The organism is Streptomyces coryli, assembly GCF_011044975.1.
Taxonomy (GTDB): Bacteria; Actinomycetota; Actinomycetes; order Streptomycetales; family Streptomycetaceae; genus Streptomyces; species Streptomyces coryli.
This window is the reverse complement of sequence record NZ_JAAKZV010000205.1, coordinates 1-15,174: the sequence shown is the minus strand read 5'-3', so window position 1 is coordinate 15,174 and position 15,174 is coordinate 1. Positions and strand designations below refer to the sequence as shown.

At 71.3% G+C, this 15,174-nt stretch carries 21 protein-coding genes; 18 read left to right on the top strand and 3 right to left on the bottom strand.

All coding sequences use genetic code 11. The features are described 5' to 3' along the window. The 7 genes from G5C51_RS31730 to G5C51_RS31700 form a co-directional block, all read left to right on the top strand. A partial coding sequence (locus tag G5C51_RS31730; protein ID WP_165242417.1) for a nucleoside 2-deoxyribosyltransferase domain-containing protein occupies positions 1 to 424 on the top strand: 424 nt, incomplete at its 5' end. Positions 425 to 633: 209 nt separating this feature from the next. After that, the gene (locus G5C51_RS31725; RefSeq protein WP_165242415.1) at positions 634 to 1,008 is read left to right on the top strand and encodes a hypothetical protein; all 375 of its coding nucleotides are present in this window, start codon (positions 634 to 636) and stop codon (positions 1,006 to 1,008) included. Positions 1,009 to 1,019: 11 nt separating this feature from the next. Next, positions 1,020 to 1,304, top strand: a complete 285-nt coding sequence (locus G5C51_RS31720) for a hypothetical protein (RefSeq protein WP_165242413.1) — start codon at positions 1,020 to 1,022, stop codon at positions 1,302 to 1,304. Positions 1,305 to 1,365: 61 nt separating this feature from the next. After that, positions 1,366 to 2,097 carry a RapZ C-terminal domain-containing protein gene (locus G5C51_RS31715; RefSeq protein ID WP_240930069.1) on the top strand — a complete coding sequence of 244 codons (732 nt, stop codon included), beginning with the start codon at positions 1,366 to 1,368 and terminating at the stop codon, positions 2,095 to 2,097. Between the two features lie 59 nt (positions 2,098 to 2,156). Further along, on the top strand, positions 2,157 to 2,786 hold the full coding sequence (locus G5C51_RS31710; protein WP_165242411.1) for a DUF6919 domain-containing protein: 630 nt from the start codon (positions 2,157 to 2,159) through the stop codon (positions 2,784 to 2,786). Then, the gene (locus G5C51_RS31705) at positions 2,783 to 3,211 is read left to right on the top strand and encodes a hypothetical protein (protein WP_165242409.1); all 429 of its coding nucleotides are present in this window, start codon (positions 2,783 to 2,785) and stop codon (positions 3,209 to 3,211) included. Before G5C51_RS31710 ends, G5C51_RS31705 begins: the two co-directional genes overlap by 4 nt. Before the next feature lie 3 nt (positions 3,212 to 3,214). Continuing rightward, complete coding sequence (locus G5C51_RS31700) at positions 3,215 to 4,213, top strand: hypothetical protein (protein WP_165242407.1); 999 nt, start codon at positions 3,215 to 3,217, stop codon at positions 4,211 to 4,213. Between the two features lie 87 nt (positions 4,214 to 4,300). Here the strand turns inward: G5C51_RS31700 and G5C51_RS31695 are convergent, their stop codons facing one another. Beyond that, positions 4,301 to 5,257 carry an ATP-dependent DNA ligase gene (locus G5C51_RS31695; protein WP_240930071.1) on the bottom strand — a complete coding sequence of 319 codons (957 nt, stop codon included), beginning with the start codon at positions 5,255 to 5,257 and terminating at the stop codon, positions 4,301 to 4,303. 246 nt (positions 5,258 to 5,503) lie between these two features. Between G5C51_RS31695 and G5C51_RS31690 the strand changes: the two genes are divergently transcribed. The 5 genes from G5C51_RS31690 (at position 5,504) to G5C51_RS31670 (ending at position 8,731) form a co-directional block, all read left to right on the top strand. Then, positions 5,504 to 6,439, top strand: a complete 936-nt coding sequence (locus G5C51_RS31690; protein ID WP_165242403.1) for a hypothetical protein — start codon at positions 5,504 to 5,506, stop codon at positions 6,437 to 6,439. After that, positions 6,436 to 7,011 (top strand): hypothetical protein, encoded by a 576-nt coding sequence (locus G5C51_RS31685; protein ID WP_206314552.1) that lies wholly within the window; start codon positions 6,436 to 6,438, stop codon positions 7,009 to 7,011. Before G5C51_RS31690 ends, G5C51_RS31685 begins: the two co-directional genes overlap by 4 nt. A gap of 191 nt (positions 7,012 to 7,202) precedes the next feature. Further along, on the top strand, positions 7,203 to 7,430 hold the full coding sequence (locus tag G5C51_RS31680) for a hypothetical protein (RefSeq protein ID WP_165242401.1): 228 nt from the start codon (positions 7,203 to 7,205) through the stop codon (positions 7,428 to 7,430). Between the two features lie 7 nt (positions 7,431 to 7,437). Beyond that, on the top strand, positions 7,438 to 8,139 hold the full coding sequence (locus tag G5C51_RS31675; protein ID WP_165242399.1) for a hypothetical protein: 702 nt from the start codon (positions 7,438 to 7,440) through the stop codon (positions 8,137 to 8,139). Positions 8,140 to 8,152: 13 nt separating this feature from the next. After that, positions 8,153 to 8,731 (top strand): DUF6233 domain-containing protein, encoded by a 579-nt coding sequence (locus G5C51_RS31670; protein ID WP_165242397.1) that lies wholly within the window; start codon positions 8,153 to 8,155, stop codon positions 8,729 to 8,731. 70 nt (positions 8,732 to 8,801) lie between these two features. On the opposite strand, the gene G5C51_RS31665 is transcribed toward G5C51_RS31670, so the two are convergent. Both G5C51_RS31665 and G5C51_RS31660 read right to left on the bottom strand, forming a co-directional pair. Further along, positions 8,802 to 9,389, bottom strand: coding sequence for a flavoprotein (locus G5C51_RS31665; protein ID WP_165242395.1), 588 nt, complete (start codon positions 9,387 to 9,389; stop codon positions 8,802 to 8,804). Beyond that, entirely contained in the window at positions 9,386 to 10,636 is a 1,251-nt protein-coding gene (locus G5C51_RS31660) for a helix-turn-helix domain-containing protein (protein WP_165242393.1), read from the bottom strand. The genes G5C51_RS31665 and G5C51_RS31660 overlap by 4 nt, the downstream gene beginning before the upstream one ends. Positions 10,637 to 10,717: 81 nt before the next feature. On the opposite strand from G5C51_RS31660, the gene G5C51_RS31655 reads away from it, so the two are divergent. The 6 genes from G5C51_RS31655 (at position 10,718) to G5C51_RS31630 (ending at position 14,550) form a co-directional block, all read left to right on the top strand. Next, positions 10,718 to 11,185, top strand: coding sequence for a hypothetical protein (locus G5C51_RS31655; protein ID WP_165242392.1), 468 nt, complete (start codon positions 10,718 to 10,720; stop codon positions 11,183 to 11,185). A gap of 175 nt (positions 11,186 to 11,360) precedes the next feature. Continuing rightward, on the top strand, positions 11,361 to 11,804 hold the full coding sequence (locus G5C51_RS31650; RefSeq protein WP_165242390.1) for a hypothetical protein: 444 nt from the start codon (positions 11,361 to 11,363) through the stop codon (positions 11,802 to 11,804). Then, positions 11,801 to 12,076, top strand: a complete 276-nt coding sequence (locus G5C51_RS31645; RefSeq protein ID WP_338118375.1) for a DUF7848 domain-containing protein — start codon at positions 11,801 to 11,803, stop codon at positions 12,074 to 12,076. Before G5C51_RS31650 ends, G5C51_RS31645 begins: the two co-directional genes overlap by 4 nt. Positions 12,077 to 12,778: 702 nt before the next feature. Continuing rightward, positions 12,779 to 13,294: a hypothetical protein gene (locus G5C51_RS31640; protein ID WP_165242388.1), complete on the top strand. Its 516-nt coding sequence runs from the start codon at positions 12,779 to 12,781 to the stop codon at positions 13,292 to 13,294. A gap of 600 nt (positions 13,295 to 13,894) precedes the next feature. Next, complete coding sequence (locus tag G5C51_RS31635) at positions 13,895 to 14,131, top strand: hypothetical protein (RefSeq protein ID WP_165242386.1); 237 nt, start codon at positions 13,895 to 13,897, stop codon at positions 14,129 to 14,131. Beyond that, positions 14,128 to 14,550: a hypothetical protein gene (locus G5C51_RS31630; RefSeq protein WP_165242384.1), complete on the top strand. Its 423-nt coding sequence runs from the start codon at positions 14,128 to 14,130 to the stop codon at positions 14,548 to 14,550. Before G5C51_RS31635 ends, G5C51_RS31630 begins: the two co-directional genes overlap by 4 nt. Positions 14,551 to 15,174: the final 624 nt, after the last annotated feature.

Genomic DNA, 15,174 nt, shown 5'->3' with positions numbered 1-15,174 from the left:
GCTCAACCCCGCCGTCCCATCCTGGCGGCCCCCCGCCACCATGGCGCTGCGCCAGCAGTGGACCGGTCAGCAGCCGCTGACCGTCATCAGCCCTGAGTCCCGCCTCGGCAAGCGCGCCGCCCGCTACGAGGACCAGGTCGACTGGGAGACCGCCGCCCGCGCCACGGCCAGCGCCATCCTCTTCTGGATTCCCCGCGACCTGGCGACCCTCCCCGGCTTCACCACCAACGTCGAGTTCGGCCTCGACGTGGCCACCGGCCGGGCGGTCCTCGGCTGCCCGCCCGACTGCCCCAACCCCGAGCGGAACCGGTACCTGATCTATGTAGCCCGGCGCCACGGCGTGCCGGTGCGCGAAACCCTGCACGACACCGCCGCCGCAGCACTCGCCCTCGTCGCCGAATCCGCTGACGACCGGGCCCACTGACCACCGCCTCGGGTCGGCCGTCCGGTCTGCCAACTCGCCGGCCGCCCCGACACCCATCCACCCATCCGAGCGCGAGAAGGAGCGCCCACCCATGGCCCTGCTAGACCTCTTCACCCGCCGAATTGAACCCACCCTCGAGGACGCCAACACCCACGCTGGCGCCTGCCACGCCATGCTCCGGCCGCACACGAACAAGGCCCGGTGATCTGATGACCGGCAGCCCCGACCCGCAGATCCTCCGGGTCATTTACGGCGACCCCGCCGGCTGGAGCCCCGGGCAGTTCGAGGACTGGCTTGAGGCGTGCGACATCTACCGAGCTGAGCTGGCGGAATGGAGCGTGCTGCTCCTCAAAGTCACGCCCCGCGCATTCGACGCATTGTGCGCCGCAGCTCGGCGATCCGCCGGACAGATTGACCCGTGCAGCATCTCCGACGCCGACAAACGCGCTCTCGAACGGGGCGGCTACGCCGCCGACACCGACGACTGCGGCCACCGCCGCGGCGAGGACGATCCCAGCGGCGAGCACCGCGAGCACCTGTACCTCTTCCGCATCACCGACGCCGGCCGCGCCGTCGTCATCTAAGGAGCCGTGCGATGGCCTACGAATTCACTGCCTACACGCAGCTCAGCGGCAAGCAGGAGACGCTCAGCCAGGACACGCGCCCGGCCTGCGTGGGCGCCTTCGAGTCGAGCACTCCCGGATGTGTCGCCCGGCCCGATCACGTCGTGACCTACACCGTCAACAAATCCGGGCTTCCCGGACTCGGCAAGGCGCGGCACCAGTTCGCGTGCTACCGGCACCTCCACCGCCTGCTCATGCACGCCGAACACGCCACCCACGACGGCATCGTCACCGTCACCGCCTACCAGGGCATCTGACCCACGCCGTGGGGGCACCGGCACCCGGCGCCCCCACCCACCCCTCCAGGAGCACCCAGACATGACCAGCAACGATCACTTCGCCGCCTTCGAGACGATGATCAACCTTCAGAGGCGTGCCGACACGCTGCTCGTCAAGACCTCCACCCGCGCCGCGTACGACGAGCTGCTCAACGCTGCTGACCTCGCCGCCGAGTACGGCCATGAGGACGAGCTCGCCGCCGCCAAGCGTGCCCTTGCTGAGTACGGCGACGAGCCGTCGCGGGTCACCCGCGAGGAGCTCCTCGACTACCACCAGCACAAGGCGGCCACCTTACGGACCTTGCTCAACGACTACGCGGGCCACGACCTCGAGGAGGCGCTCGCCGAGGCCGAGGCGCAGCTCGCCGCGCTCGCCCTTGAGGCCGAGGTGCGCATCGTCTCGTTCGGCTACGGACACCACGACGACGCCGTCCCCGCCGACGTCGACGACGCGCACCTCGTCCTCGACCTGCGCCCCTTCCGCGACCCCTGCGTACACCCCGACCTCGTCCAGCGCACTGGCCGCGACGAGCCGGTTCACCGCCTGGTGCTGGGAACCGACGGCATCGTGCCGCTCCTCGACGCCACCGCCGCGGCGGTCCGCGCCTTCCGCGCCGACCCGTCCGCCGCCCCGGTCACCGTCGCCGTCGGAGGTGTACGGGGACGTCATCGCAGTGTCGCCTTCGCGATCTCCCTCGGCACCTGGCTGCGCGACGACTTCCGCGTCGCGGTGGAGCACACCGACATCGACCGCGAGATCCTCGCCCGCTGACCACCCACGAGCGCCGGCGCCCCTTGGCACCGGCCCTCTGCCCGAGAGGAGCCCCGCACATGCCCGTATGGCCCTGGATGAGCCGCGCCGACCGGCGCCGCTGGCGCGCCGCCCGCACTCTGGGCGACCTCGGCGAGCTGATGGCCGCCTGGCTTGAGGGACGGATCGCGTCCTGGCCCGGCTACGCCCCGAACTACGGCCCCGACGACGAGACGACCGAGTTGATTCCCACGCTCGCCGCGTGCTGTCGTGCCGGCTTCCTCACCATCGGCTCGCAGCCGGGCGAGATCGAGGCCGGCCCGGACGGCCGGACGTGGGAGCAACGCGCCGCCGTCGAGGGGTTCGTCACCGACCCTCACCTTCTCGAGCAGCTGCTCGATGCGGCCCGCCGTGCCGGCCTGCTGGTCTTCGCGCACCGCCTCTACGCGGCCGGAGAGCACCCGAAGGGCGAGATTGTCACCGTCTGGGGCGGCGACCCGCACACCGGCTTCGGCGTTCACCTCGACCCCGGTGAACTGGCGTTGATGTGGCCTGGGCTGCACCGCGACGCTCTGCGCAGCGTCCATGAAGCCACACAGCTCACCCTCATCGACCCCGCGTACGGCCTGAACGACCTGCTGTGGCCGACGCTGCGCCGTGTACTCGCGGCCCACCAGGAGCTGGAACAGAAGGACGGTGCGCAGCAGTGAACGAGCTCGAAGTGCTGCGACGGCAGATGGCGCTGGTTGTGGAGTTCCGGGTGCCGGTCCCGGACCGCGGGATCGGCGGGTACGCGGAGATCGTGGTGCGCCGCGAGCGCGTCGACGTCGACCGGTGGGCGGTGACCGACGGGGCCTTTACCGGGCTGCGGGCTTGGGTGGAGGGCGAGGGCTGGCAGTACGTCAGCGATGTCGGGCGAGCCGTCGCGTACGCGCACGGTCGGGATGAGGCGCTGCTCCTGGCGCATCGGGTCGCGGAGCTCGAGGCCGCTGCCTTCGAGGCAGAGGTCAACGGCCGGCTGCAGAAGGAGGAAGCGGTGGCCGCCATCGAACCCCGGCACATGCTCGAGTACGTCCGTGAGTACAACGAGGGCGTCACCAGCTCGGGGGACAGCGATAGCGGGCGAGGGAGGTAGAGGATGCTCCGCAAGCACACCGGCGACGCGTCCGCTGCGCGGATGGCCGTCGATCCGGAACTGCCGGCAGAGGTGCGCTCGGCTTTGCGTAACGCGTCCAAAGACCTGCTGCATGCTGCCGATCAGCCCGCACCCCAACTGCCCGCAAGTCCGTGGTGGGAAGCGGTCGCCCCGGTGAGCCTGGGAGGCATCTGCGCGGGAGTGCTGTGGCTCCTGCACCGCCTCGTGGCCAGCCGCATCGACAACGAACACCCGCCCAGCGAGGTGGTGCCCGACCTCGACAAGGCGTACACGGTGGTGAGTAACGGTCTGCTGGGCTTTGCCGTAGTGGTCGGTGGTGTCGGGCTGGTGGCCGCGATGTGGCGGGTGCTGAGCGCGACCGCTATGGACGCGGGCATGCGCGAGGTCCACCAGGCGCACGGCCGCTACATCCTCCCGGAGGAGCTAGACGTGCGGGCCGCCCGCCTGCTCGCCCGCGCCCAGCGGGCGATCACTGCCGTGCTGCGCTCCCGAGTCCAGGCCGAGGACCTCATCGACCACTCCCGCAACCGGCTGCAGCTGCCCGCCCAGGAATGGGAGATCGCGCAGGAGCTGCGCGACTACACCCAGCGGGCGAAGAGGTTCCACCAGCAGGCCGACGGCGACAGCGAGAACCCTTCCCTGCTGGAGCTGCGGCAGGCCGGCCGCAGCGCGTTGGATCAGTCCCTCGCGGGGATCACCCGCCGCATTGAGGCGCTGGAGGGCTACGCCGCCGAGGTGGCCGCGGCCGATCGCCGCTACGCCGAGTGGCGAGCCGAGTGGCGACAGGTCCGGGAGCTGTCCGACAGCGGCGGTGAACTGCTCGAGCTCGTTGCCCGGACCGCGCGCGACGACCTGGCGGTTGCCGAGCTCGAGAACCTGACGGGCACGGCCGCGACCGTAACCGAGGCCCTCACCCAGGCACTCGATGCGGCGAAGGACGCCGCGGGCAAGGCGTTGCCGAGTCCGCCCGGTGCTGCCTGACCCGAACGCCGGCGTTGACGGCTCCAGAGCGTCGCGCCCTCCGCCGCGGGCGTGGTGTGGCGGGGCACGGCCCGGCCGCGGTGAACCTCACGAGGCGTGGTCGGCGCCGAAGAGAGGCACCTTGCCGGGGGTCAGATCGGGCCGCAGCCGCAGCAGGCGTACGGGGTGGCGCCAGCGGCCGGCGTCGACGGAGACGTCGACGCTGACCTCCGCCACCAGCTCGGGGGCGACCAGTGTCGGGTGCAGCTGCTCGCTACTGCCCCAGCCGGCGGAGAAGCTCCGGCCCACCCAGGGGTGATCATCCGGTGCGGGGGCGAGCGCGGCGGTGAGTTGCTCGGCGGCCGCGGTGGACAGCGGGGTGGTGCGGCCGGTGTAGCGCAGCCGGCCGCCCTCGTCGTACCGGCCCAACAGCAGGCTGGACGGACGCGTCAGCCGTCCGGTCACCGCCCCGATGATGGCCTCGGCACTGTGCCGCACCCGGTACTTCCGCCAGCCGCGGGCGCCAGGGCGATAGGCGGCCCGCTCGTCCTTGATCACAACCCCTTCCAGACCCACGACTGACCAGGTCAACCACTCCTCGGCGTCCGCCAGTTCGCTGCTCGCCGGACACAGCGCCCACGTGCCGCCAAGCCGGTAGTCGGCGAACAGCTCCTCGAGGGCGGCGCGCCTTTCGGCGTACGGGCGGGCGGTCATGTCCTCGCCCCAGTGCAGCAGGTCGAATGCGACGAAATGCGCGGGCGCCGCCGCAGCCAGGCGCGCGGCCGTCGCGGCGGAGCGGTTCAACCGCGGCGGGAGGTCGGCGAAAGACAGCCGGCCATCCCGCCAGGAGATCAGCTCCCCGTCGAGCAGCACGTCGCCGGGCAGGTCCGCCCGCGCCGCGGCCGCGATCTCGGGGAACGCCTTCGTCATGTCCGTACCGTGCCGCGAACGCACCAGCACCAGCCCGTTGGGCCAAATCGCCACCAGGGCCCGGATCCCGTCCCACTTCGGCTCGGCGACGAAATGCGGCGGCAAGACGAGTTCATCCACGGGAGCGGCGAGCATCGGACCCGCGGAAGGAAGGGACAGCACGAGCGAAGAGCTACCACGCACCCGCCGGCCCGGCCCGACGGCACGCCCGAATCCGTCGCCACCGACACCGGCCGCCTGAACCATCCTTGCCAGCCCTGTCCTCCTGCCGCAGAACCAGCACGGGTGCGGCAGAGACGCGAGGCAACCCAGGGTGTTCTAGAGGGTGAACCTGCCGGAATCCGGACCAGCCGGCCCGCGGGCGCTGCCAGCATGACGGCCATGGACACGGCTGGCCGTAACACGGTCTCGGGCCGCCTCTACACCCGCACGCGGGTACGGGGCTTCGCACCCTGGGCACCGAAGCCGGCCACGCTGCGCCTGGTCGAGCAGATCCGACAGATTCTCGCCGAGTACGAGGCGTATCTGCCGATGACCGCCCGACAGGTCTTCTACCGGCTGGTGGGCGCTCACGGCTATCCGAAGGACGAGCGCGCCTACGACCGGCTGACCGAAACCCTCAACCGCGCCCGCCGCGCCCGGCTGATCCCCATGGAGGCGATCCGCGACGACCGTGCGGCATCCATGGGCGGCGACGCGGGGTACGCCGGCCCAGAGGCGTTCTGGGAGTCGATGACCGCCGCGGCCGACAACTACCGGCGCCCGCTGACCGAGGGCCAACCGCGCGCCGTCGAGATGTGGATCGAGGCAGCCGGCATGATGCCGATGCTCGCCGACATCACCAAGGAGTTCGGCGTCACGGTCTACTGCAGCGGCGGCTTCGAATCCGTGGCCGCCAAGCACGACGCCGCCCACCGGATCGCCCGCCGCCACGTCGCAACCACCGTACTGAGCATCGGCGACCTCGACCCCTCCGGGCTGTCGATCCTGGACGCGGCTGCCGCAGACGTCACTGCCTTCGTCACCGAGCTCGGCGGGAAGCCGCCCACCGTCGTACGGCTGGCCGTGACACCGAAGCAGGTGGCCCGCTACCGGCTGCAGACGGCCCCGCAAAAGCGCACCGACCACCGCGGCGCGCACATGCCGGCCACCGTGCAGGCCGAGGCGCTCTCCCCGGACCAGCTCACCGGCATCGCCCGGGCCGCACTGGCCGACGTCGTCGACACCGACACGATCGCGGCGGTGCGGCGCCGCTCCGAGCTCGAGCGCGAGCAGCTGCTCGCCGCCCTGCGCACGATGCGGGGGAGTGGCGCATGAGGGCGGAAACCGCCTGGTCGGACGAGTCCTTCGAGGAGCATGCCAACGCCGGCTTCTACATCATCGCCGCGGCGGTCATCCCGGAGGACGCGCGGGAGCTCGTACGCGAGGCGATGCGGCGCATGCAGGCCCGGCACGCCACCTCGAAAGTGCACTGGACCAAGGCCGACGCCGCCCAGCGCGACCAGCTCGCCCGGACGGTGGCCGGCTTCGACGGGCTGCACATCGTCGCCGTCGGTGCCCCCGTGCGCCCGCGCCGGCAGGAACGCGCCCGCGCCCACTGCCTGCACCGGCTGGTCTACGAGCTGCACAGCTTCGGCGTCGAGCACCTGGTCATGGAATCGCGGGACGCGGTCCTCAACGCCCGCGACATCGTCACCGTCCAGCACGCCCGCTACACGTTGCCCAAGGATGCCCGCTTCCGCGTCGACCACCTCGTCGGAGCCGCCGACCCACTGCTGTGGGTCCCCGATGTCGTCGCCGGCGCCGTACGGGCGGAGAAGCTGGGGGATGCCCGCTACCGGGACATCCTCGGCGAGCGGGTCGTCGACTTCCCCGTCCACGTCTCCTGACAGCGGCCCCAGACATGCGCCAGGCCAGGCTCCCGGTAATGCCCCAGGTCACCTGGCCCCACGACTTCCGGAGGCCCACGACCTCCGGCGTCACCTCCAGGGTAGCGCCGGGACGCCGCCGGCAGGAAGCGAAGACGCCCGTACGGAGCGTCGACTAGAACAAATATTCGAACAAGTGGCATCATCAAGTCATGCCCCAGCCCGCTTACCCTTCCGAGCTCCTCGCCGCCCAGCGCGACTGGTACGCCACCTACGCACACCTCGCCGCCGAGCCCGGCCCGCAGACGGCCGCCCTGCGCCGGCGCCTTCTGCAGCTGTCCCGGCAGATCGCCGCGCACCCGTACTGGAGGAGCCCGGCCGGCGCCTCGCCCGCGGCCCGGATGCAGCTCAAGCAGGCCGCCTGGTCCCTGCCGCGGTGACGAGCTCGTGTACGCCCTCGACACCCCGCCCCCGGCCCGGCCGGCCCTGCCGGTCACGGCCGGGCTCCGCGGCCTGTTGCCGGGCGGACGGCTGCAGCCCGGCACCACGGTGAGCGTGAGCGGGGACCTCCCCCTGCTGCTCGCGGTGGCCGCCGACGCCGCCACCGAGGCCGGCGCCTGGGCGGTGATCGGCCTGCCGCAACTCGGGGTACTCGCCGCCGAATCGATGGGCCTGGACCTGGGTGTCGGTCTCTGGACGGACCACCCCGGCGAACGCTGGCCGCAGGTCGTGGCGCTGCTCGCCGAGGCCGTCCCGCTGCTGCTGCTCGGACCGCTCGGCCCGGCCGCTGGCCGCACCGCCCGCCGCATAGAGGCGGTGCTGCGCCGCACCGGCGCGATCCTGCTGACCACCGGATCCTGGGAGGGCGCCCAGGTCCGCCTCGAGGTGACCGGCGCCAGCTGGGACGGGGTGGGTGCCGGGCACGGGCTGCTGCGCCGGCGCCAGGTGCAGGTCACTGCCTCCGGACGCGGGCAGCTCGCCGGCACACCACGCACCGCGGCGTTGTGGCTGCCCGACCAGGACGGCCGTGTCAGCCCGGTGCAGGAGAGCGAGGCCCACGCCTCTGGGACCACCGGCATGCCGGCCCGCGGCTCGCTGCGGGCCGTGCCCGAAGAACCTTGCGCCCACCGACGGACCGGCACGGAATAGGAGGTGCCGCGCCGTGTTCCACCCGCGACTTCCCAAAGACATAGATCAGCTGCGGCTGCTGGAGTTCTACCTGTCGCTGCAGCTCGGGGCGGTGCGTGAGCGGATTGAGCAGCTCAATTACGACCCGACCCGTCGGCCGCCCGCGGACAGCTACCGGATCCAGCACATCCCCGCCCCCGGGCAGCTGCCCGGCCGCGGCGTGCTGCACCGCGACGACTGCCCGGTGACCAGCCCGGCCGGCGAATCCGGCGGCTTCACCGCAGCTGCCGCTCGCGACGCCCTCATCGACACCCACACGCCCGTTACTCCTTGCGAGATCTGCCGCCCGGAAACCGAGCTCATCGACGAACTGCGACCCGCTGGCGCCACCGCCCCCGGGGTGTTCCTGCTGCAGAAGCACCGCAAGCACGACGGCCGGCCCCAGCGCTACACGCTGCATACCGTCACCTGCGTGGTCACCGACGGCGAACGCCTCACCGCCGAGCGAGCCTCAGCCGCGCTGCACCGCCCCGAGGTCGCGGAGTGCTCGGGTTGCTCACCAGCGCGACAGCTGCAGCGCCAGGACCGCACCGCCACCGGCACCGAGCGCTGACCCGTACGACGGCTGACCCGCATGCGCCCCGGCTCGCCGTCCGGTTCGGCCCGAGGGAGCCGGGGGCCGGTCAGGTTGTGGGTGGGAGTGCGTCAAGGGCCAGGGACCAGGGGTATTCCTCGACGCGGCCGTGTTTGGGCTGGTGGGGCACGAATCCTTCGCCGTGGCCTTGTCCGTCGTCGAGGAGTACCCGGACGCCGGCGGTGCGCAGGGTAGTGACGGCGCGGGGGAGTGCGGGGTGTTTGGCCTGCGCGGCGTTGATGTAGGGCAGGGCGACGATGGGCAGGTCGAGGCCGAGGCCTTCGGTGAGGAGGCCGAGGGCGAGGGTGTCGGCGTGTCCGTCGGCCCATTTGGTGAGGGTGTTGAGGGTGGCGGGGGCGGCGAGAAGGGCGTCTGGGGCCGGGTGGACGTCGCTTTGGGAGGGGAGTTTGTAGTGGTGGCGTACGGGGTGGCCGGTGAGCTCGGTCAGCTCGACGAGCGTGTCCGCCCCGCCTTCGCCGGCGCCGGTGTCCTGAGGGTCTTCGGTGGCCCAGCGGTGGGCGGCGGGGGTGAGGATGAGGCAGACGTCCCAGCCGCGGGCCTGGGCGGCGTGGATGCCGGTGGTGAGGTGGCGGGCGGGCGGTGCGGCGCTGGAGATCACATAAAGGGTGCTCGTCATCCGGGCAGTCCACAGCGTGCGGCCAGCGCCCGCAACCTCCCCTCTGCGCTTCCCGTACCGAGCAGTCGCAGGTCGTCGACGAGGCGTTGGGTCCGCGGCCGGCACTGGACTTCTTCCGCTGCTTCAGCCTCCGCCTCAAGCAGCGTGTCGACGGCCTTCTCCCGCTGTCCGGCTTGGGTGTAGGCGCGGGCGAGGTCGGCGAGGTGGTGCGCGCGCCGTTCCCTCGGCAGGGCGGCCCGCGCGTCGTCGGTGATGTTCAGCGCGACGGCGACGGCGTCCGCGCCTTGCGACAGCTGCACGTGCGCGGCGACGCGGTATATCGCCACATTGGTGTCCGAGAACGCGGTGAACAGCGCGTTGTTGTCGCCGGTGTCGCCGAGTTCGGCGGCGTGTCCGTCGGCCTGGTCCAGCAGATCGGGGACGGCGCGGGCGTCGTGGATGGCGGCCTGGTCGTCGCGGTCGGCTGCCACGGCACGGGCCAACGCGGCTTTGAGGTAGAGCATGCCGAGCGTGCTCAGCCCGTCGGCGCCGCGGGCGGTGAGGTCCGGCTCGAGGCGGGCGGCGGCGGTGACGGCGAAGTCGGCGGCGGCGCGGGGCTGTCCGTCGTTGGTCATCGCGTCGGCGAGGTGCCGGCAGGCCGAGGCCATGATGACCGCGCTACCGGAATGCTCGGCGGCGGCGACGGCGCGGTGGCCGGCGATCGTCGCGAGGGCGCCGTCGCCGAACTTGATGGAGGCGGCCTCGGTGAGCTGCAGCACCATGGACAGCGACCGGTAGGCCGCCAGCTGGTCGTCGCCGGTGTGGCGGGCGGCGGCCCGGTTGGCGGCCACGAGCAGGTCCGGGACCAGGCGGCCGAGGCTGGCGAAGTGGGAGGCCTGAAAGCTCGTCCAGCCGTGGATGACGCGGCCCCGTAAGGCGTCGATGGGCAGCGGGTCGGCAGGGTCGGTGTCGTCGGTGCCGGTGAGTACGTCGTGGCTCTGCAGCGCCTCGCGGATGCGCTGCAGCTCGACCGGGTCAACGCAGTCGACCGTCGGCGCGTCCGCGAGCAGCGCGAACAGATCAATCCTCAGGACACGGGCGGCGTCCTCCAGCACCGACAGCCGCGGGTCCGCCTGCCGGTCGCCGGCCTCGAAGGCCTGCACCCAGCGCTTGGACCTGCCGCCCATCAGTGCGCCGAATTCCGCCTGGGTGAAGTTCCGGCGAGTGCGCCAGTAGTTGATGCGGCGGCCGATGGCCCGTCTGTCCATCTTCAGCTCCAGCAGGGGCGGGCAGGCAAGGCGCACACTCTGTGCGCCTACCTTCCGTTCTACGCCTCCTACCGTGCGCATATGGCCAGTTCCTCACACACCATCCCTGCGGGGTGGGTCGCCGCTTTCCGCGACCCGGATGACGAGATGGAGCGGCGCCTTGCCGGTGCCGGACCGTCCGGCACGGTTCTGGCCGCGGCCGGTGAGACCTGGGACGCGATGGTGATCGCGCCGCTCGAGCGCGGCCTGGCCGCGCTCGACCGCCTTGATGTCCCCTTTGAGGCCGGGTACGGCGTGGTCGCCGACTACTGGCGGCACGAGCTGATCGTGCACGTCACCCCGCACGCTGCGGCCACTACCAAGCCCGTTGTCCAGGGCCTGCGGACGCTCTCGTCCGGATCCTGGGTACTGATGCCCACCAACGACGATGGCACCTGGCAGGCGGCCTGCCTCAGCCGCCCGTCGACCGCTTCCCCCCGCAACATCGACGCCGACCAGCTGCGTGCGGCCGTCCTCGAGGTCGACGCCGCCCGCACCGGCCATCTCTGACCGCCGCAGGCGGCCGTGCCCCCGCAGAAGCCGCCTGTGGCCCTCGGCCCCCGGGAACCCGTGCGCCTGGATCCCCGGGGGCCGAACCCTGCCCCCACCTACGGCCGTTGAGTATCCGGGCAAGGCGCACACTCTGTACGCCCTCACTGACGAGGGCCGCCCGTACCGTCCAGCCATGGCGCACACCGACAACCCGCACCAACAGCGCGGCCCCACCGCTCATCTCCCCGCGCCCCGCCAGGATCAAGGCGCGGTTGAGCAGGTGCAGAACGGCCAGCCGCCCGCGTTCGCCCGCGATCTCGTCCGCTCCCTCGATGTGGCGACCGCGGGTGTACGCGCACTCGCCGACCGGGGGCAGGCAAGCGACGTCTCGGTATCCGCACTGACCGCCCTGGAATGCAACGGGGCAACGCCCGCCGACGCCCTTCAGGCCGCCGCCGACGTCGTACGGCAATCGCCCGCGCTCGAGCCTCACGGGATCGCCCTTGCCAAGATCCCCGGACGGGTAGAGGGCATGTGGGAGTACGTGGTCACGATGACGGTGAGCACCCGCGACCCGCAGACCGGCGAGTACGGCGGAGCCTCCCACCACGCCGACCGTCCCCGGGAGCATCGGTGAGTACGCACTCCTACCGGTTCCGGATGTTCGATGTCAGCACGGCCGGCACCTCCGGGCAGCCCGCCATCACGGCGGACCAGGCCGCGGAAGCGGAGTATGAGGCTGTGTGCGTCTCTGGCGACGAAGAGGACTGCGGTGAGGCCTCCGGCCCGCTGACCGACGCCGACGCACTCACCCGCTGGATGGCCGAACACACCCGCGACACCGGGCACCAGCGCTTCAGGCGCGCCTACTGCGAGTACGCGCACGTCGAACCCGGCGCATGGCTGTGACACGGAAGGCGCCCTCGGAACGCCGGAAACGCGACGGCCACGCAGCGGTCCGCTACAGCGTCGAACACCCCCGCCCCCGGACGCCGACCCAGCACGGACGAGAACACAGACCCCGCCGGCCCGCGCCCCCCGTCGCGGGCCGGCGGCCGCTCCCCGACGTCGTCGCCGTCTGCCTGCGAGATCCGAAGGCACCGGGCTAGCGTGAGCAGCAGCGCGGTCCCCGTCGTCGCAACCGGGGCGCGCTGGTGGCCCCAGCCCCGGCCCGGCTGCCCTTCCCCGTGGGGCAGCGGCCGGGACCTCTGGGCCGCAGCTCTTCCGACCAGGCCGTCACCGCGGGGGCGTCTCGGCCCGGCACGCCGGACAGATGACCTGGGCGCCCCGCCCGTAGCGAACGGTGAGACCGCGGCAGCGTGCACACGGCCCGACCTGCCGCGCCTCACAGCCGAGGATCATCGCGGCCGAGGCCGGATCCATGTCCGGCGGCAGGCGTCTTGGGGAATCGCTCATGATGACGAATCTACGGCCCACAACTCGCCGGACGCCCGCGCACCGCACACGCGGGAGCGTATGGCCCACTTCGCAGCGGGTAGCGTGTCCACGCACACCGGCTACGCGGCAGCAGAGGGGGCGCCGGCCATGGCAACGGTCTTGATGCGCCGGATCGCTCCGCCGACAGGCGAAGATGGCCGCCCCGATCACTCCGTGCCGGCAGCGCTGTTCGGCATCGGCGCCGGCCTGGTGTGCATGCTCGTGGCACTGCAGGTGCTCGTCGACGCCCAGCTGTGGCACGACCACCGCACCTGGTCCTACCTGATCGCGGTCGCCTCGACGGCGGTGGTCGGCACCGCGGCGACCTTCGGCCTGCGCCGGCTGTGGGATCGCCGGGGGATGTTCGGCTGGCACGTGGCCGTGTTCGTGCTGCTGCAGCTGGGGGTGCTCTACGGCGGCACACAGGCCTCCACCTACCTGTTCCCGAGCGCCTTCGACCGGTACGAGCGTGAACTCGGCGGAAGCGGCCGGTGCCTTCACGGAACCCCGTACGCGCCAGATGCCGCGGTGATCGAGGGGCCGGAGCGCAACAGCAGCCGGATGACCATCACTCCACTCGAGAAGAAGGCGCCGGCGCTGCGCCTGGACCACGCCCGTGACGGCGGGGTGCATGCCCTGACCGCGGCTGACGGGAAGTCCCGCGCCATTCTCGAGCGGTACGGCTGCTGAACACCGCTGTAGCGGCGGGGCCGGGTGTAGTTGTCGGCCGGCCAGCTCCTTTGAGGCGATGAACGACGGTGCCGTGCAGGCATTGGCAGCCTGATCACTCTCGCTAGAGAAGGCGGAGAGCAGGGCGCAGCAAGGCGCAGCGGTCACCGACCGCTGCGCCTCTTTCAATTTCCGGGGTGGGCCCCAGCGTGCCACGCGCTTCCACGCGGCCCGCCCTCCGGGGCCTGGCGGCCCCTGCGGGTGCCTCGGGGGGCGCCTTCGGCGCGTTCACCCCCGAGGCAGTCCACGCTGCGCGCGGACCGCCATTTGCCGGGCGCCTTCGGCGCGTTCACCGGCAAAGGGTTGTCGGCCCTGCTCGCTGACGCTCGCGCACCGGGCCGACAAGACCGCGCGCAAGCGCGCGGCCTGCTGGGGCCCACCCCGGAAAACCGGGGCACGCCACAGCACGAAAGGCAAATCCAAGTGACCCCGATCTGCTGCTCGCAGTGCGGAGACCTTTCTCCCTACCGCATTCAACCCACCGCTCTATTCGAATGCGTAGCCTGCGGTGATCTCTTCGACTCCCGCGACATCTGCCCGGACGGAACGGAGGTATGGGCGGTGACCGCCGACGGAATCCTGTGCACCGTCATCGACCCCGACGCCTCCATCGACCTCCTCGTAAGCGCCATCGAGGAGCTACTCACCGCCGACCAGTGCCCGAACCCTGAATACGCCCGCCACGAGGCTGGACAGAAGGCGGCAGAGGCCCTCAGCGCCTACCGCGATGCCGTGGGCGCGGGCATCACCCCGAAGCAGAGCGACGGCGCCCTTCTCTGGCGGGGGTGGATCCGGTGAGCATCTACGACGACGGCCCCGCAGAGACCAACCGCACCCGCGCACACTGGGCGCGCATCGCCCTGGAGGCGTTCGGGAGCGAGACCGGACAGGGCGACTACCTCGACGGAACCCTCACCATCGACCGTGAGGCTCTCACCGAGATCGGCGGGGATCTCGTCGCCGACCTGTTCCACCTCGCCCGCCTCAACGGCTGCACTCCCGAGGCCCTCACAGCCGCAGGAGTCATGCACTTCGAGGCGGAAGTCGAAGAGGAACAGACCGAAGCCGAGGAGAACATTCTCAGCCGCGCCAAAACCGCTGGAATCACCCTCGACCCGGGCCACATCGAATGGACCGAAGAAGGGCCCACACTCGACGGAATGAACCCCGACGAGTGGCTCGACGCCATGACTTCAGAAACAGAGGAGGCAAAATAGGTAACGAATAGACAACAGAAAGGGCGGGCAGCTTCCACGCTGCCCGCCCTTTCTATGATCAAAAATGCGCGGCCAATCGTCAGCCCTTCGGGCTGGGCCGCCTTTAAGTGGCCTTCGGCCACGGGCGGCCAGGGCCCCGCTTCGCGGGTCCTAAAGGAAGACCGCCCCCTCAAGTGGCCTTCGGCCACGGGGCGGACAAACCCCTGCCCTTCGGGCAGCCGCTAGCGCGGCGGGCCCCCTCAAAGGCGCTTCGCGCCTGGGGCCCAACCCTGCGGGGCAATGGAAAACGGCCTTCCGGCCGTTTGAAAAAGGGGCGACATGGGGAGTCTATAAACAATTGGAATTGACAGAGTCGGGAATCCGGATTATTCATTTCGGAAATGAATTCCAGTGCGAACGGAATGATGATCACCTAGCCGACCCCCTCCCTGTAGCCAGCCCCGTCTTTGCCGCGGAGCGGCAAAGACCCTGCTCAGAAGCAAGGTTGAGAGCCTTCAGGACCCCGTGATGCCCTCGCGAAGCGAGGGCCAGGGCCCGCAAAGCGGGCCCACCCGGCCGCAACGCGGCCGGGAAAGCGGGTGCGCAGCACCCGCTGGTTGTAGCACGCGCAGCGTGCTACAGACC